This window comes from Stenotrophomonas sp. AC248, from assembly GCF_979258185.1.
Map to the genome: position 1 here is coordinate 726012 of NZ_OZ409840.1, position 17732 is coordinate 743743.

At 67.9% G+C, this 17732-nt stretch carries 12 protein-coding genes, 2 pseudogenes and 1 riboswitch; of the genes and pseudogenes, 7 read left to right on the plus strand and 7 right to left on the minus strand.

Features of this window, described 5'->3' with window-relative positions:
• Positions 1-29 precede the first annotated feature (29 nt).
• Positions 30-857, minus strand: a complete 828-nt coding sequence (metF, locus tag ACZ0AE_RS03215) for a methylenetetrahydrofolate reductase [NAD(P)H] (RefSeq protein ID WP_038692495.1) — start codon at positions 855-857, stop codon at positions 30-32.
• Positions 858-980: 123 nt separating this feature from the next.
• On the opposite strand from metF, the gene ACZ0AE_RS03220 reads away from it, so the two are divergent.
• Positions 981-1859 (plus strand): TIGR01777 family oxidoreductase, encoded by an 879-nt coding sequence (locus tag ACZ0AE_RS03220; protein ID WP_463600379.1) that lies wholly within the window; start codon positions 981-983, stop codon positions 1857-1859.
• Between the two features lie 35 nt (positions 1860-1894).
• Here ACZ0AE_RS03220 and ACZ0AE_RS03225 read toward each other — a convergent pair whose 3' ends face one another.
• A complete protein-coding gene (locus ACZ0AE_RS03225; RefSeq protein ID WP_463600380.1) occupies positions 1895-3427 on the minus strand; it encodes an amidohydrolase family protein in 1533 nt (510 codons plus the stop codon).
• Between the two features lie 164 nt (positions 3428-3591).
• On the opposite strand from ACZ0AE_RS03225, the gene ACZ0AE_RS03230 reads away from it, so the two are divergent.
• Both ACZ0AE_RS03230 and ACZ0AE_RS03235 read left to right on the plus strand, forming a co-directional pair.
• Complete coding sequence (locus ACZ0AE_RS03230) at positions 3592-4149, plus strand: DUF3228 family protein (protein WP_038690486.1); 558 nt, start codon at positions 3592-3594, stop codon at positions 4147-4149.
• A gap of 318 nt (positions 4150-4467) precedes the next feature.
• Positions 4468-4941, plus strand: a complete 474-nt coding sequence (locus tag ACZ0AE_RS03235) for a hypothetical protein (protein ID WP_463600381.1) — start codon at positions 4468-4470, stop codon at positions 4939-4941.
• Positions 4942-5121: 180 nt separating this feature from the next.
• Here the strand turns inward: ACZ0AE_RS03235 and ACZ0AE_RS03240 are convergent, their stop codons facing one another.
• Together ACZ0AE_RS03240 and ybaK are read right to left on the minus strand one after the other, a co-directional pair.
• Positions 5122-5631 (minus strand): hypothetical protein, encoded by a 510-nt coding sequence (locus tag ACZ0AE_RS03240; protein WP_463600382.1) that lies wholly within the window; start codon positions 5629-5631, stop codon positions 5122-5124.
• A complete protein-coding gene (ybaK, locus tag ACZ0AE_RS03245) occupies positions 5628-6101 on the minus strand; it encodes a Cys-tRNA(Pro) deacylase (protein WP_463600383.1) in 474 nt (157 codons plus the stop codon). Before ybaK ends, ACZ0AE_RS03240 begins: the two co-directional genes overlap by 4 nt.
• 93 nt (positions 6102-6194) lie before the next feature.
• Between ybaK and ACZ0AE_RS03250 the strand changes: the two genes are divergently transcribed.
• Positions 6195-7022, plus strand: a complete 828-nt coding sequence (locus tag ACZ0AE_RS03250) for a tetratricopeptide repeat protein (RefSeq protein WP_463600384.1) — start codon at positions 6195-6197, stop codon at positions 7020-7022.
• 74 nt (positions 7023-7096) lie between these two features.
• On the opposite strand, the gene ahcY is transcribed toward ACZ0AE_RS03250, so the two are convergent.
• The gene (gene ahcY / locus ACZ0AE_RS03255) at positions 7097-8542 is read right to left on the minus strand and encodes an adenosylhomocysteinase (protein WP_038690480.1); all 1446 of its coding nucleotides are present in this window, start codon (positions 8540-8542) and stop codon (positions 7097-7099) included.
• A gap of 80 nt (positions 8543-8622) precedes the next feature.
• Positions 8623-8709: riboswitch (S-adenosyl-L-homocysteine riboswitch) on the minus strand.
• Positions 8710-8883: 174 nt separating this feature from the next.
• Between ahcY and ACZ0AE_RS03260 the strand changes: the two are divergent.
• Both ACZ0AE_RS03260 and ppc read left to right on the plus strand, forming a co-directional pair.
• Positions 8884-11363, plus strand: a pseudogene (locus ACZ0AE_RS03260) (alpha/beta hydrolase family protein).
• 298 nt (positions 11364-11661) lie between these two features.
• Positions 11662-14373: a phosphoenolpyruvate carboxylase gene (ppc, locus tag ACZ0AE_RS03265; protein WP_463600385.1), complete on the plus strand. Its 2712-nt coding sequence runs from the start codon at positions 11662-11664 to the stop codon at positions 14371-14373.
• Positions 14374-14535: 162 nt separating this feature from the next.
• On the opposite strand, the gene ACZ0AE_RS03270 is transcribed toward ppc, so the two are convergent.
• Both ACZ0AE_RS03270 and metK read right to left on the minus strand, forming a co-directional pair.
• Positions 14536-15036 (minus strand): acyl-CoA thioesterase, encoded by a 501-nt coding sequence (locus tag ACZ0AE_RS03270; RefSeq protein WP_038690474.1) that lies wholly within the window; start codon positions 15034-15036, stop codon positions 14536-14538.
• A gap of 161 nt (positions 15037-15197) precedes the next feature.
• Entirely contained in the window at positions 15198-16409 is a 1212-nt protein-coding gene (gene metK, locus ACZ0AE_RS03275) for a methionine adenosyltransferase (RefSeq protein ID WP_141059170.1), read from the minus strand.
• 225 nt (positions 16410-16634) lie between these two features.
• On the opposite strand from metK, the pseudogene ACZ0AE_RS03280 reads away from it, so the two are divergent.
• Positions 16635-17718 (plus strand): annotated as a pseudogene (locus ACZ0AE_RS03280) (metal-dependent hydrolase).
• The last annotated feature ends 14 nt before the right edge of the window (positions 17719-17732 follow it).

The window sequence follows — 17732 nt, forward strand, 5'->3', positions numbered from 1 at the left end:
GCGTTATCTGCAAGCGATTTGCGCCGGTGTCAGCCCTTGAGCAGCTTCAACACCTGGGTGGTCGGCTTGGCCAGGTTGAGGGTGTAGAAATGCAGCCCCGGCGCGCCGCCGGCCACCAGCCGTTCGCACAGCCCGGCGACCACTTCCGCACCGAACGCGCGCACCGATTCGGCATCGTCGCCGTAGGCCTGCATCTTCTTGCCGATCCAGCGCGGGATCTCCGCGCCGCACTGCTCGGAGAAGCGGCGCAGCTGGCTGAAGTTGGAGATCGGCATGATGCCCGGCACGATCGGCACGGTGACCCCGAGCGCGCGCACCGCATCGACGAAATGGAAGTACGCATCGGCGTTGAAGAAGTACTGGGTGATCGCGGCATCGGCGCCGGCATCGATCTTGGTCTTGAAGTGCTTCAGGTCCAGCAGCGCATCGTTGGCCTGCGGATGCGTCTCGGGGTAGGCGCCCACTTCGATGCGGAACGCATCACCGTGCTCGGCCCGGATGAAGCTGATCAGGTCTGACGCATAGCGCAGGTCGCCGGGGTGGCCCATGCCCGAGGGCAGGTCGCCGCGCAGGGCGACGATGCGGCGGCACCCGATGGCGCGGTACAGCTTGAGCAGTTCACGGATTTCCTCGCGGCTGCCGCCCACGCAGGACAGGTGCGGTGCGGCCTCGAACCCGTGGTGCTGCTTGAGGTGGCGCACGGTTTCGGAGGTGTAGCTGAGGGTCGAGCCGCCGGCACCGAACGTACACGACACATACTCCGGCGCGAACGCCTTCAGCTTGGCCGCGGTGCGGTCGAGCTGGGCGCGCTGGTCATCGGTCTTGGGCGGGTAGAACTCGAAGCTGATGGCGGTCATGGGCGGCGGCGGCAGCGGGTGTGCGGCCATCATATCGCTTCATCGCGATGAATGTAAAAGAGTGCTGCCGTGACCTGCACGCGATGTCGATTACAGTGCCTGTCCAGAGAGGGCGGAGTGAAGATGGACATCCTGATCACCGGCGGCACGGGTTTCATTGGCCGCCCACTGTGCGAACGTCTGCTGGAACAGGGCCACCGGGTCAGCGTGCTGACCCGTACCCCCGGCCGCACCTCGCCGCCGGGCGTGCAGTACGTGGGGCGGCTGGACGACGTGGGGCCGGTGCAGGCGGTGGTGAACCTGGCCGGGGAGCCGCTGACCGAGGGCCGTTGGACCGACGCCCGCAAGCAGGCCTTCCACGCCTCCCGGATCGGCACCACGCGCGCGCTGCTGGCGTGGATGCAGGCATTGCCGACGCCGCCGCAGGTGCTGGTATCCGGTTCGGCGATTGGCTACTACGGGCCGGGGGATGCCACCCCGCTGGACGAGGCCGCCTCGCCCGGCCATGACTTCGCCGCGATGCTGTGCCGGCAGTGGGAGGCCGAGGCGTTCAAGGCCGACGCGCTGGGCGTCCGCACCTGCGTGGTGCGCACCGGCATCGTGCTCGATCGCGACGGCGGCGCGCTGGCGCGGATGCTGCCGCCGTTCCGGCTGGGCCTGGGCGGGCCGATGGGCGATGGCGACCAATGGATGAGCTGGATCCATCGTGCCGACCTGGTCGGGCTGATCCTGTGGCTGCTGAGCAATGACACCGCCCGCGGCGCCTACAACGGCACCGCACCGGCGGCGGTGACCAATGCCGAATTCGCGCGCGCCCTGGCCAAGGTGCTGGGCCGGCCTGCGGTGCTGACCACGCCGGCCTTCGCGCTGAAGCTGGCGTTCGGGGAAATGGCCGGGCTGCTGCTTACCGGGCAGAACGTGGTGCCGGCGCGCGCGTTGGAGGATGGTTACATGTTCAAGCACTCGAGGTTGGAACAGGCGCTGGAGGCGATCCTGGGCTGATGGCGTAGCGTGTCATGCAGACCGGGGCTGGACGATCAGAGCTCCGCGCTGACCGGGCTGCGCAGGAAACCCCACACCAGCTTGGCCGACACCGCGGGTGATCGCGCCTGGGCGCGGGCGAACGCCAACAGGTCGTCCAGGTGTTTCCGGTCGTGCAATCGCCCGCCCATGAACACGGCTTGGATCCGGCGTGTATGGGCGATGTCTTCCAGGGGATTTGCATCGAGCAGAACCATGTCGGCGAGCATGCCGACCTCCACCGAACCATGCTCGTGTTCCTTCCCCGCGTAGCGGGCGGCATCCAGTGTCGCCGCGCGCAGTACGTCGGCCGGCGACAGTCCGGCGCGCACCAGCAGCGCCATCTCGTCGTGGAAGCGGAAGCCCCCAATGGCCGTATCCGTACCGACCAGCACCGGTACGCCTGCGCGGTACGCCGCGGCGGTCAACGCCAGGCCGTGATCGAAGTAGCGGTTGAGTGCGGCGTGGCCACGTGGACCCGGGTATCGCGCCGCCGTCGCGGCCAGATCGTCCTTGTAGGCCCAGCGCGACAGCGGGTCGAGATAGACCAGCCGTGGGTCGTCGAGGAACGAGGGGTCCGTCGCGCGCGCATCCTCTTCGCGGGTGACGTGGGTGGGGACCCACCAGCTGCCTGCCGCGCGCATCGCATCGATGCCCCGCTGGCAGGCCGCCGCGTCATACCCGGCCACCATGCGTTCGCTAAGCTCGATGGGATCGAGCTGATCCAGCGTACCGCTGCGCCAGTGGTCGGCATCGCGGAAGCAGTGACGGGCGAGCAGATGGGCGTGTTCGAAGCTGTGCTGACCTTGCCGCAGGGCATCGTCCAGGCGGATTGCCTTGGGCAGGTGCCCGACCAAGGGCATGTCCAGGCGCCGGGCCTCGGCTGCCAGCCGCAGATAGGTGGCTGGCGCGACCTTGTTGTAGACCTTCAACGCGTCCACGCCCCTGGCCTGATAGACCGCCGCACGCGCTGCCGCCTGCGCCGGGGTCATCGCGGGGTCCTCGAAGTAGAAGCTGGCCACTTCCACGAAGCGCGGTGCCGTCATGCGACCGGCTTCGGCCAGTCCGGTCCAACGGCGTTTGTCGGCCACGCAGGCGATCAGGCTGTCCCGGACCTGCGGACAATCCATCATGTCGCGCGTTCCGGTGATGCCGTTGGCCACGGACACGGGGAAGTGCAGCTGGGGCGACAGCTGGAAGGCATGCGTGTGCATGTCCCAGAAGCCGGGCAGCAGGTAGCCTCCCGCGGCGTCGAACACCGGCACGCCTGCGTCGGCCTTCACCGCCGGTCCTACCTGCACGATCCGTCCTGCTTCGACCAGTACGTGGGTAGGCGAACCCGCGCTGCCAAGGCGCACGTCGATGATGCGCGCATTGACGATCAGGCGGCTGTTGGCAGCATCCGGAAGCGGGGCCGGCGGGCTGGGCCACCACAGGCAAAGGACGCACAGTGCGAGCCCGCCCGCTACGCAGATCATCCCCGCGCGCAGGGCAACGCGTAACCGGCGGCGCAACGCGGTGGTGGGTCCTGCTTCCTTTGCTGCAGGCATGGCGCTTCATCCTTGGGCAGGGGCGCGACGCGACCCGGTTGCCAGAGATTCCTACACATGCGCGCGTCTTTCCAGTGCCGTGGCCTTCACCGCTGGCGCGCGGAAAGCGCGTTGACGCACACGCCCTGGGTTACCCTCTGCGCTTGCCAGCCATCGCGTGCCCCATGTCCATCGTCCTCACCGAATTCGCCCGTCCCCGCCTGTTCCCGCGCGTCCCACGCGGCAACACCATCCAGGACTGCACCGCCGAACAGTTCCAGGCGCACCTCAACGCGCATGCGCCGTTCAAGGTGCTCGACGGCTACGCGCCGTTCTGCAAGCTGTTCGTGTACGAGAACTGGACCAGCACGCGCTGCCTGACCGTGCCGATCACCGACGCCAACCGCCACCAGCTGCACAGTGCGTACGAAGCGCGCAACCGCAACGAACTGCCGGTGCTGGTGCGCTGGTTCGAGGGCGTGGAATCGCCGCGCGCGAACTACCTGGTGGTGATCCTCTACAGCGCCGAGCAGCTGGCCAAGGAAGGCTCGCCGATCGACGCCGACTGGGGCATCGTCGGCTGCATCTACACCGCCGAACCGGACGAAGTGCCGATGGCGCCGATCACCATGATGCGCAATGCGCTGGGCGTGGACGAAGGCGGTTCGGGCGTGCCGCTCGACCGCGAGGCCTATGCGCGTGCGGTGGCGTTCTGGGAGAGCAACGCCAACTGGCGGCCGTAACCGTTGGATCGTGCCGGCCGGCCGGCTGGATGGGTGCACCCGCATTGTGTGCCGGTACCGACACTGCGTCGGGTATCGGAGTGCTTGATTTCTGCAGCGGATCGGGCCGCCATCGTTGGGATGGGCCCGACGACGAGGCGTCCAAACGCGTTGTATGTGATGTCGGCCCTGATCGCGCGCGGGTGCATTGCTAGACTCCGGCCCTTTCACGGAGGACCGACCATGCGCAATCGATGCGCCCTGCTGCTTCTGACTGCTTCGCTCTCGACAGGCTGTGCGACACCTGCCGCGGATCTGGGGGCACAGGAAGGGTGTCGAATGTTGCCCTCGAGCGGCTATATCGATTCTCGGATGTCGGCGCCGCACCTGGAGCAGGGCACGGCGGGATGCCGTTTCGAGGCGGTGGCCACCAGCGCCGCGGCGGCGCGTTCGCAGGCCTCCCTGCTGACCGCCTTGGCGACACGCCGTTGTGGCGAGGTCGTGGTGACCGATGAGAGCGAGCCGCTTGCCGGTGACGACACCGATACCCAACCGGTCCGGATGCGCCTGACGTTGACCCAGCCCGTTCCGCACAAGCGGTGCGTATTCGGTGTGGCCTCCACGCCGGAGCCGGGTCCGGAAGACAGCGACGTCTCGATCTACAGTACCCGGATGAATCCTCCCCGGTACCCGGCCAGTGCCTACCGGGAAGGACGACAGGGGGAAGCGGTGTTGATCATGTTGATTGACGATCAGAACCGGACGCTCGGCGCGGTGCTGGAGCGATCCAGCTGGCCACGCGGACCTGGATGAGGCGGCAATGGCGGCCGCGCAGGACTGGACGTTTGACGCCCGAGGCAAGCAGCCGGAAATTTCCCGGCTCCGGGTGCCGGTGAACTTCACGTTGAACTAGTCAGCCCACGTCACGTGCGGTCTTTGCCGGCGCGGGCTTCGGCAGCCACGCATGGCGTGGCTCTACCCCCGGGGTCACGATCAGCGATGCGGCAGTGGGGTCCACTCCCACCACGGCGCGTGGTACTCGCGGTCGGTGCAGCGCCACCCGCGCCCGCACACGGTGCAGGTGGCGTCCTGCGTATTGCCCCAGCCACCCTCGGCGACACCGGTCGCGATGGGCATCACATGGCCGCTGGCGATCTCACGCCCGGGTTCGTAATGCATCCAGTGCGGATACAGTTGGCACAGGCAGCCACTGCGATCACGCCAGTGGCGCAGTTTGCGCAGCACGAAGTCCAGTTCGTAGTGCTCGCGGATCCACTGCGGGTCGGTGTTGTAGCGTGCGCGGGCCGCCTCCACGTACGGCAGCTGCAACGCCAGGTCATCCAGCAGGGTCGCCTCGCGGCTGAGGGCGATGGTGGCCGCTGCGGTGCGCAGCAGGCCGTAGTCGCCACTGCCCAGCGCCTGTAGCAGGGCGGTGCCGGGGCGGCCTTCCTGCAGCGGCGGCAGGGGGGTGCCAAACAGGCGCTCGAACAGGCTGCCGATCATCGCGTCTTGCCGATCGGTGCATACGCACCGCCGGTGAGCTGCAGCAGGTCGGCCGGTGCCAGCGCCACTTCCAGCCCGCGTCGCCCGGCACTCACGTGCACCACCGGCAGCGCCTGCGCGGTGGCCTCCAGGAAGGTGCGGTGCCGCTTCTTCTGTCCCAGCGGACTGATGCCGCCGACCAGATAGCCGGTGGCGCGCTGCGCCTGCTCCACGTCGGCCATCTCGCACTTCTTGCAGCCGGCGGCCTCGGCCAGCGCCTTCAGGTCGAGCGTGCCGCTGACCGGCACGATCGCCACCAGCAGTTCGTGCTTCTCGGTGCTGGCCAGCAGGGTCTTGAACACCTGCGCCGGGTCCAGCCCGAGCTGCTGCACCGCTTCGCCACCGTAGGAGGCGGCATCGGGATCGTGTGGGTAGGACAGCACGCTGTGGACGATGCCGTGCTTCTTGAGCAGGTTGATGGCCGGGGTCATGGGGGGCATCGTAGCGTGGTGCGGACCGGCTGCCTTGACCGAGGCTACTGCGCCCGCGGCGATAATGGTGACATTCCCGTCTGGAAAGATCCCATGCGCCTCTCTGGTCAATTCAACGCGCTCAGTTTCGACAGTGATGTGGCGCGCGGACCGTATCCCCCTCAGGGGTTTGTGTCGATCGCGGAAGGCGCGCTTGGCAACGGCGATTGTTTCGGGCTGTATTGGCCGTTGGGGCGTGAAGGAGATGCGCCTTTCGTCTGCGAGATGTTCCATGACGAATGGCGTATGGAACTGCGCCATTCCTCGGTGCAGGTGTTCTCGCACTGGCTGGAACTGAACGAAGGCGAGTATGGCGAGCATGAGGTTGAAGATCCCGGTTCGCCAACCGAGCAGTTGGAGCAGGCGCGTGCGCAGGTGCTGGCGGGGCAGGTCGAGCAGGCCATTGAATTGCTGCGCGCAGCATGCGCCGCGTTCCCGGAGCTTCAGCAGGGCTGGGCACTGCTGGCAAGCCAGTACATGCGGCAGGGGCAGCGCGATGCGGCGATCGACGCGGCACGTTCGGCCGTGCTTGCCAACTGGGCGTTTGGCATACCCACGCCCGGCGTGCTGCACATCCTGCGCGCTGCCCCGGCCAGCATCGACCCGGTGATCGCGCTGGTGCAGCGGATGGGCTTCGCCTTCGGCGGCGTCAAGACCAATCCGGACTACGCGCTGATGCAGGCCTGCATCGATGACTGCTGGGCCGCCGGTGACGCCCTGACGGCGCTGCGACTGTCGCAGAACCGCTGCTACGTGCTTGCTGGCGAAACGGTGTCTTTCCAGGAAAGGGAAGGGTTCACGCTGCCGCGCTGGCAAGCCGAATTCGCGGGGCAGTGCCAGGACGCCCTGAACGACGACCGCAGCTGTTTCGGCCAGGATTGAAGGGCCTTCCGCCACAAAAAACGGGCGCCTTTCGGCGCCCGTTCCATTTCATCGCAACAGGATCGGCAGGCCGATCAGTAGCGGTAATGATCCGGCTTGAACGGACCTTCCACCGGCACGCCGATGTAGTCGGCCTGTTCCTGGGTCAGGGTGGTCAGCTTCACGCCGATCTTCTCCAGGTGCAGGCGGGCCACTTCTTCGTCCAGGTGCTTGGGCAGCAGGTACACCTTGTTCTCGTAGCTGTCCTTGTTCGCCCACAGGTCGATCTGGGCGAGGGTCTGGTTGGCGAACGAGTTGGACATCACGAAGCTCGGGTGGCCGGTGGCGCAGCCCAGGTTCACCAGGCGGCCTTCGGCCAGCAGGAAGATCGCGTTGCCGTTGGGGAAGATGTACTTGTCCACCTGCGGCTTGATGTTCACGTGCTGCACGCCCGGGAAGCCCACCAGCGCATCGACCTGGATCTCGTTGTCGAAGTGGCCGATGTTGCAGACGATGGCCTGGTCCTTCATCGCACTCAGGTGCTCGATGCGGATGATGTCCTTGTTGCCGGTGGTGGTGACGTACAGGTCCGCACGGCCCAGGGTGGATTCGATGGTGTTGACCTCGAAGCCTTCCATCGCCGCCTGCAGGGCGCAGATCGGGTCGATCTCGGTGACCACCACGCGCGCGCCGTAGGCACGCAGCGACGCGGCGCAGCCCTTGCCCACGTCGCCGTAGCCGCAGACCACGGCGACCTTGCCGGCCAGCATCACGTCCATCGCGCGCTTCAGGCCGTCGGCCAGCGACTCGCGGCAGCCGTACAGGTTGTCGAACTTGCTCTTGGTGACCGAGTCGTTGACGTTGATCGCCGGGATCAGCAGGGTGCCGGCCTGGGCCAGCTGGTACAGTCGGTGCACGCCGGTGGTGGTCTCTTCGGAGACGCCCTTCCAGTCCTTGACCACGCGGGCCCAGTAGCCCGGACGCTCCTTGGCCACGCGCTTGAGCAGGTCCTTGATGACCTGTTCTTCATGCGAGGCCGCCTTTTCGTTGACCCAGTCGCTGCCGTTTTCGAGCTCATAGCCCTTGTGGATCAGCAGGGTCACGTCGCCGCCGTCGTCCACCACCAGCTCCGGGCCGGTCAGGGTGCCGTCGGGCAGGGTGAAGGTCAGCGCGTCCAGCGTGCAGTCCCAGTATTCCTCCAGCGACTCGCCCTTCCAGGCGAACACCGGGGTGCCGGACTTGGCGATCGCGGCGGCCGCGTGGTCCTGGGTCGAGAAGATGTTGCAGGACGCCCAGCGCACGTCGGCGCCGATGTCCTTCAGGGTCTCGATCAGTACCGCGGTCTGGATGGTCATGTGCAGCGAGCCGGTCACGCGCACGCCCTTCAGCGGCAGGGTGGCGGCGTGCTTGCGGCGGATCGACATCAGGCCCGGCATTTCATGCTCGGCGATGTCCAGTTCCTTGCGACCCCAGTCGGCAAGGGTGATATCGGCAACCTTGTAATCACCTTCGGTGGAGAAGGTCTTGGCAACAGCATTCATTCGTAAGCTCCGGTAGTGACAAGCCATGCTCGTCAGACGCGATGTCGGCAATCAGACACCCGCATGACAGCACAACTCGCAATCGCCGGGCGCCGTTGGAACAATCCTGGCCACCGAGCCTGGCCGGCCGGACAGGGTCCGGAACGGTCGCAGCGCCCCTCGGTGGAGGGCCGCCCATTATATCGCGGCAGGGTGCGTTGGCATGAATCGGCGGCGGCCCCCAACCATCGGCAGGGGGGCGATCGGCGCCCGGCTGTTAAGGTCCAAGGTTTGCATCAGCACAGGGATCGAACATGACACGCAATGATCGTCGGCGCCGCGCGCGCTGGGGCAGTCTGGTGATGGGCATGGCCTTGCTGGCGGTGGCCCCGTTGGCGGTGGCTGCGCCCGCAGGCAAGGCCTCCGCCCCGCAGGTGGCCAGCGCCAAGGGCGAGCAGGGCTACGCGCTGCCCTCGGCCGCGCTGCAGGCAGTGGTGGATGCGCCGCGTGCGCCCACGCTGAGCCTGTCCCCGCGCCGCGATATCGCCGCGATGCTGCAGACCCCGTCGCTGCCGTCCATCGCCGAGGTGGCCCAGCCCGAGCTGAAACTGGCCGGCCTGCGCATCAACCCGGCCACGCATGCCGCCAGCCGCTTCAGCTTCGGCAACAAGCTGTGGCTGCTGAACGTGGCCGACGGCAAGGAGCGCCAGATCACCGGCCTGCCGCAGCCGCTGTCGATCGCCGGCATGGCGTGGTCGCCGGACCAGCAGTACCTGGCCTTCAACCAGGTGCATGCGGCCAGCGGTGCCAATGAACTGTGGATTGTCGATATCGCCGCCGGGTCGGCGCGGCGCCTGCTGTCGGATCTGAACACCGTGCTGGGCGATGGCTACACCTGGCTGCCCGACAGCCGCGGCCTGGTGGTGACCCAGCAGCGCAAGGGCCAGGGCCCGGCCCCGGCGGCCGGTGGCGTGCCTGCTGGTCCGGCGATCCAGCAGACCGAGGCCGATGCGGGCGTCCGTGCGATCCGGACCTACCAGGACCTGCTCAAGAACGAGGCCGATGCGCGCCTGTTCGATTACTACGCCAGCGCGCAGCCGGTGCGCGTCACGCTCAACGGCGTCGGCCAGCGCCGCTGTCCTCCAGCGGTGTCTACCTGGACCTGGACGTGTCGCCGGACGGCCGCTTCCTGCTGGCCGAGCGCGTGCTGCGCCCGTACTCCTACCTGGTGCCGGCCGATGATTTCCCGCGCCGCATCGAAGTGCTGTCGGCCGTGGACGGTACCTTGCAACACACCGTCAGCACGCTGCCGCTGGTGGAAGGGCTGCCGACCGGCAACGACGCGGTGCCCACCGGCGTGCGCAGCATCAGCTGGCGCGCCGACGCACCGGCCACGCTGGTGTGGGCCGAAGCGCAGGACGGGGGCGACCCCAACCGCGCAGCCAAGGTGCGCGACGCGGTGCTGATGCAGGCCGCCCCGTTCGACACCCCGCCGATCACCCTGGCCCAGCTGGGCAGCCGCTATGCCGGCATCCAGTGGGGGCGTGGCGACCTCGCACTGCTCAACGAGTCGTGGTGGAAGAGCCGCGAAGTGAAGCAGTGGCGGATCGCCCCGGACCAGGCCGAGCAGGCGCCGCAACTGCTGTCGTCGCGGTCCTCGCAGGACCGCTACAACGATCCGGGCCGGCCGGGCCTGGTGCGCGACGTCAACGGGCGCGCGCGCCTGCAGATCACCGCCGATGGCCGCAGCATCTTCCTGTACGGCCAGGGCGCCTCGCCGGAAGGCGACCGCCCGTTCGTCGATCGCTTCGACCTGGACAGCAAGCAGGCCACGCGCCTGTTCCATTCGCAGGCGCCCGGATACGCCGCGCCGGTGGCCCTGCTCGACCAGGAGGGCACCTCGCTGCTGATCACCCGCGAGACGCCTGATGAGCCCACCAACGTGTACGTGCAGTCGCTGGCCGAAGCCAACGCCGCCCCGCGCGCGCTGACCCACTTCGCCCACCCGCTGCCGCAGCTGCGTGGGGTGAGCAAGGAGCAGATCCGCTACAAGCGCAACGACGGCGTCGACCTGACCGCCACGCTGATGCTGCCGCCGGGCTACAACCCGAAGAAGGACGGGCCGCTGCCGCTGCTGATGTGGGCCTACCCGGGCGAGTACAAGACCGCTGCCGCCGCCAGCCAGGTGACCGATTCGCCGTACCGCTTCAACGCGATCAGCTACTGGGGTCCGCAGGCCTTCCTGGCCAAGGGCTACGCGGTACTGGTGAGCCCGTCGATGCCGATCATCGGCGAGGGTGACAAGGAACCCAACGACACCTACCTGCCACAGCTGATCGCCAACGCCGAAGCGGCGGTGGACGAAGTGGTGCGGCGGGGCGTGACCGATCGCGACCACATCGCCATCGGCGGGCATTCCTACGGCGCGTTCATGACCGCCAACCTGCTCGCGCACACGCGCCTGTTCAAGGCCGGCATCGCCCGCAGCGGCGCGTACAACCGCACGCTGACCCCGTTCGGCTTCCAGGCCGAAGAGCGCAACTACTGGCAGGCCCAGGACGTGTACCAGAAGATGTCGCCGTTCAACTACGCCGACAAGATCAAGGACCCGATCCTCTTCATCCATGGCGTGGACGACAACAACTCCGGCACCTTCCCGATCCAGAGCGAGCGCATGTTCGCCGCGGTCAAGGGCCTGGGCGGAACGGCGCGGCTGGTGATGCTGCCCAACGAATCGCATGCGTACCGCGCACGCGAATCGATCATGACCATGCTGGCCGAAAGCGAGCGCTGGCTGGAGCAGACCGTCGGCCCGGGTACGCCGATCAAGAAGAAGCGCTGAAAAGCACCCGGTAGGTACCGGCCGCTGGCCGGCTCCTCGCGATGCAGGTGACCGGTAGTGCCGGCCGCTGGCCGGCTCCCCGCAATGCAGGTGACCCGTAGTGCCGGCCGCTGGCCGGCTCCTCGCAATGCAGGTGACCCGTAGTGCCGGCCGCTGGCCGGCTCCCCGCAATGCTGGACATCACGTGGAGCCGGCCAGCGGCCGGCACTACCAGATGTAACTATTTGCGCGACGCAGCATTGACCCGATTGTGGGTTAGGCTTGAGCGGATTCCGTTCCCGAGGCCAGTGCGTCGCAGATGAACGAGTACCGCAGCAGCATCGTCTTTGCCACTCCCGATATTCCCCTGCGCGACGACGTACGCCGACTTGGCGCACTGGTCGGCGACCTGCTTGCCGAGCAGGTGTCCACGCAGTTCTTCGATGACGTGGAACAGGTGCGCACGCGCGCCATCGCCCGCCGCGAAAGCGACGCCCCGCTGTCCGACCTCAACGATGCGCTGACCGGCCTGCCACCCGAGCGTGCCGAAGCGATGGTGCGTGCGTTCAGCACCTACTTCCAGGTGGTCAACATCGCCGAGCGCGTGCATCGCATCCGCCGTCGCCGCGACTACCAGCGCGCCGGCACCGCCGCGCCGCAGCCCGATGGCCTGCAGGATGCGCTGCTCAACCTCAAGGCGCAGGGCGTGACCCTGGCCGAGCTGGCCGAGTGGCTGCCACGCATCGACATCGAGCCGGTGTTCACCGCGCATCCGACCGAAGCGGTACGCCGCGCGCTGCTGGAAAAAGAGCAGCTGATGGTCGCCAGCCTGGTCGACAACCTCGACGGCCAACGCACCCCCGGTGAAGCCGCCGCCGACGCCGCGCGCTTCCGCATGGCGCTCACCGCCTCCTGGCAGACCACCGATTCCTCGCCGGTGCGCCCCACCGTGGACGACGAGCGCGAGCATGTCGGCTTCTATCTGGTGCAGGTGCTGTACCGGGTGATTCCGGTGCTGTACGAATCGCTGCAGCAGGCGCTGCTGGATACCTACGGCGAAGACCTGCCACTGCCGCGCCTGCTGCGCTTCGGCACGTGGGTGGGCGGGGACATGGACGGCAACCCCAACGTCGACGCCGGCACCATCCGGCATACCCTGGACGCGCAGCGCCAGGCGGTGCTGGGCCGTTACCAGAAAGACCTGCTGCAGCTGGCCAGCCTGCTCAGCCAGTCCACCGAGCGGATCGCGGTGAGTGACGCGCTGCAGGCGCGCGTGGCGCACTACGAACAGCTGCTACCCCAGGTGAAGTCACGGCCACGCCATGCCGACATGCCGTACCGCCTGCTCAACGACCGCATGCGCGCGCGCGTGCAGGCCACCCTGGACGACGCCGACGGCGCCTATGCGTCGCCGGAGGAACTCGAGCACGACATCCAGTTGATCCTGGACAGCCTGCACGCCAACAAGGGCGACCATGCCGGCGGCTTCGCGGTGCGTCGCCTGCTGTGGCGGGTGCGCACCTTCGGCTTCCACCTGGCGCGGCTGGACGTGCGCCAGGAGTCGAGCGTGCACGGCCGCGCACTGGCCAGCGTGCTGGATGGCCAGGACGTTTGGGACGCGGCCGATGCGGTCACCCGCGCGGCCCGGCTGGCGCCGTTCGCCAGCGGCGAGCAGGCGCTGCCGCCGAGTACCGAGGAGGGCGGTCAGCGCCTGGACGCGGTGTTCGCCGCGCTGGCCGATGCACGCCGCCGCCACGGTGCCGACGCGCTGGGCAGCTACATTATTTCGATGGCGCACGACCGCAGCGACGTGCTCGCCGTACTGGCCCTGGCCCGCCGGGGCGGGCTGGTCGACGACGCCGGCGCGGTGCCGCTGGATATCGCCCCGCTGTTCGAAACGGTGGACGACCTCAAGCGCGGCACCGACACCCTGCGCGACCTGCTGGCCGACCCGGTCTACCGCACCCATCTGGCCGCGCGCGGGGATGTGCAGATGGTGATGCTGGGCTATTCGGACAGTGGCAAGGACGGCGGCATCGCCGCCTCGCGCTGGGGCCTGCAGCGGGCCCAGGTGGAACTGCTGGAGGTGGCTGCCGAGAACGGCATCCGCCTGACGTTCTTCCATGGCCGCGGCGGCTCGATCAGCCGCGGGGGCGGCAAGACCACCCATGCGGTGGACGCCTCGCCACGCGGCAGCATCGACGGCCGCCTGCGCGTGACCGAGCAGGGCGAAGTGATCCACCGCAAGTACGGCATCCGCGCGCTGGCGCTGCGCTCGCTGGAGCAATCCACCGGCGCGGTGCTGCGTTCGAGCCTGCGCCCACGTGCAGCAGAACCGCGCGAGGAACAGTGGCGCCCGGTGATGGATCGGGTGGCGCAGAAAAGCGCCGAGGCCTACCGCGCCTTCGTGGGCCAGAAAGACTTCATGCAGTACTTCCGCCAGGCCACGCCGATCGACGTGATCGAGCGGATGACGCTGGGCTCGCGCCCGTCGCGGCGGTTGGGCGAGGATGCCGCGCTGTCCAACCTGCGCGCCATTCCGTGGGTGTTCGCCTGGAGCCAGGCGCGCGCAGTGATTCCCGGCTGGTATGGCGTGGGCAGCGGCCTGCAGGCCGCGATCGAGGCCGGCCACGCGGACACCCTGAAGGAGATGGCGCGTGACTGGCCGTTCTTCAGCACCTTCCTGGACGACATCGCGATGGTGCTGAGCAAGGGCGACATCACCATTGCCGAGCAGTTCTCGCAGTTGTCCGGACCGTTGCACGGCACGTTCTTCCCGCAGATCCAGCGCGAGCTGGACCTGACCGCCCAGCAGATCCTGGCGCTGACCGGGCAGGAAGAACTGCTGCAGCACGACCAGCGCCTGGCGTTGTCGATCCGCCTGCGCAACCCCTACATCGACCCGATCAGCGTGCTGCAGGTGGACCTGCTGCGCCGCTGGCGTGCCAGCGGCGGCGAGGACGACGATGTCCTGCGCGCGCTGGTGGCGTGCGTGAACGGCGTATCGCAGGGCGTGCAGAACACCGGGTGATGGCGGGCAATGCGTACCGACCAACGGTCGGTACCTACCGGGAAATCCATCGCCACGCACGCGCAATGCCCGACCCCGGTAGGCCATGACCGTTGGTCATGGCGCGCGATGCCCGGCAATGAAGGCGCCCCATACCGACCAACAGCCATTACCCGCGGTGGGTTATTCCGGCGACGGCGGGTTGGACGCCAGCAGCTCCAGATGGCGCTGCTCCATCTCTTCGCGCAGCTGCCGGCGGATCAGCGCGGCGGCGTGGCGGCGGCGTTCGTCGCTGGTCTCCAGCTGCAGCGGCGGCACCGCGGTGGGTTTGCCATCTTCGTCCACCGCGACCATCGTGAAGAAGCAGCTGTTGGCGTGGCGCACGCTGCGCTTGAGGATGTCCTCGGCCACCACCTTGACCCCGATCTCCATCGACGAGGTGCCGGTGTAGTTGACCGAGGCCAGGAAGGTGACCAGCTCGCCGACCGCGATCGGCTGGCGGAACATCACCTGGTCCACCGAGAGGGTGACCACGTAGCGGCCGGCATAACGGCTGGCGCAGGCATAGGCGACCTGGTCGAGCAGCCGCAGGATCGCGCCGCCGTGGACCTTGCCGGAGAAATTGGCCATCTCCGGCGACATCAACACCGTCATGGACAGCTGGTTGGATTTGAATTCGGACATGGCGGCAGTGTAGCGCCGGTTGCCCGCCCGGTAGAGCCGACCGTTGGTCGGCTGGGCGGGGTGCCCGAACGACGACGGGCCGCTTTCGCGGCCCGTCGTTTATTTCGATCATTGCCGCGCTGCGCGCGGCCAGCCGACCAACGGTCGGCTCTACCGATTGATTATTTCAACTTCGCATCCGCACGCAGGGCGGCGGCGCGATCGGTCTTCTCCCAGGAGAAGGCGGTCGCGTTGACGGTTTCGCCAGCAGCGTTGAGGTAGCTGAAGTCCTTCGGCTTGCGGCCGAAGTGACCGTAGGCGGCGGTCTGCTGGTACATCGGGTGGATCAGGTCCAGCATCTTGATGATGCCGTACGGGCGCAGGTCGAAGTGCTTGCGGATCAGCTTTTCGATCTTGTCATCGCTGATCTTGCCGGTGCCGAAGGTGGTGACCGAGATCGAGGTCGGCTCGGCCACGCCGATGGCGTAGGAGACCTGCACTTCGCAACGGTCGGCCAGGCCGGCCGCCACCACGTTCTTGGCGACGTAGCGGGCAGCGTAAGCGGCCGAACGGTCGACCTTGGACGGATCCTTGCCCGAGAACGCACCACCACCGTGACGGGCCCAGCCGCCGTAGGTGTCCACGATGATCTTGCGGCCGGTCAGGCCGCAGTCGCCCACCGGGCCACCGATCTCGAACTTGCCGGTCGGGTTGATGTGGAACTTGGTGCCCTTGTGCAGCCACTTGGCCGGCAGCACCGGCTTGATGATCTCTTCGCGGACGGCCTCGATGAGGTCCTTCTGCTTCACGCCCGGGGCGTGCTGGGTGGACAGAACGACCGCGTCGATGGCCGAGACCACGCCGTTTTCATAGCGCAGGGTGACCTGGCTCTTGGCATCCGGGCGCAGCCAGGACAGCGGCGAGTTCTTCTTCTTGCGGATCTTGGCCTGCTGCTCGACCAGACGGTGCGACAGGTGGATCGCGGCCGGCATGTAGCTGTCGGTCTCGTTGGTGGCGTAGCCGAACATCAGGCCCTGGTCGCCAGCGCCCATTTCTTCGGGCTTCTTGCGGTCAACGCCCTGGGCGATGTGCGGGGACTGCTTGCCGATCAGGTTCAGCACGCCGCAGGTCGCGCCGTCGAAGCCGACGTCGGAGCTGTCGTAGCCGATGTCCAGGATCACCTTGCGGGTCAGGGCTTCCAGGTCGATCCAGGCGCTGGTGGTGATTTCACCGGCCACGATCGCAACGCCGGTCTTGACCATGGTCTCGCAGGCCACGCGGGCGCGCTGGTCCTGGGCAAGGATCGCGTCCAGCACCGCATCGGAGATCTGGTCGGCAATCTTGTCCGGATGGCCTTCGGAGACCGATTCGGAGGTGAACAGGTAGCTGGACATCAGGCGTAATATCCTTTGATTCGGATGGAAAGATGGGCGCGAATGATACACGGCAAGTCGCGCCGTTGCATTGTGCGCCACGGGGAGTTGCCGGTGGTTAAGCCCGCGTGCCCGGCGCAGGGGCCGTCAACACGCGATTGGGCCCCAGCGTCGCGGCCCAGTGTTCCACCAGCGTGACAGCCACGAAGCCGCCACGCCGACCTTCACACCCTATACCATCGGCCGATGGACTCCCTAAGCCAGATCGTACTGGGCGGCGCCGTTGCCGCCGTCATCGCCCCCGCCGGCCACCGCCGCGCCGCCCTGCTGGCCGGTGCTGCGCTGGGCACGCTGCCGGACCTGGATTCCCTGCTGCTGGCCTTCACCGCCGCCGACCCGGTGGCGCTGATGACCGAACATCGGAGTTATAGCCATTCGCTGCTGGTGCTGCCTTGGGTGGCCGCGCTGATCTGGTGGCTGTTCAAGCGCTTCGGCCATGGCCGGGTCGCGCAGGCACCGGGGCGCTGGTTCTGGGCGATTCTGCTGGCGCTGGTGACCCACCCGCTGCTGGACGCCTTCACCGTGTACGGCACCCAGCTGTGGTGGCCGTTCACCCCGGCGCCGACCATGTGGTCCAGCGTCTTCATCATCGACCCGCTGTACACCGTGTGGCTGCTGATCGGCTGCGCGGTGGCCTGGTTCGCCCGCGCCCGCCCGGTGGCGCAGAAGGCGCTGGTGGCCGGGCTGGTGCTCAGCTGCGGCTACCTGGGCTGGTCGCTGCTCGCCAAGCACAGCGTCGAGCGCCAGGCCGACCGCGCGCTGGCGGCGATGGGGCTGGGCGATGCGCCCCGCTTCTCGGTGCGCCACCCCGTTCAACACGCTGCTCTGGCAGGTGGTGGCGATGACCCCCAGCGGCTACGTCATCGGCGAGCGCTCGCTGGTGGCCGACAAGGGCCCGATGCATTTCCAGGGCTATCCCTCCAACGTGCAGGCGCTGCGCCAGGCCGAGGCGGCGGGCATTCCGGCGGTGCAGCGGCTGCAGTGGTTCAACCGCGGCTTCATGCGCGCCCAGGTGGTGGACGGCCGGTTGCTGCTCAGCGACCTGCGCATGGGCCTGGAGCCGGATTACACCTTCACTTTCGCGGTGGCGCGTGCGCAGGGCGGGCAGTGGACCGCCATCGTGCCCGAGCAGCTGCGCCCGGCCTACGAAGGCGAACAGGGCAGGGCGAGGGTGAAGCAGCGGTTCGCGCAGATGTGGGCGCGGATCTGGCAGGCGCCGCATGGCCAGGCGGCGGCCGCCGACAGCGCAGCGGCCAACACCGTGCGCTGATCCGGCGGCGGCCC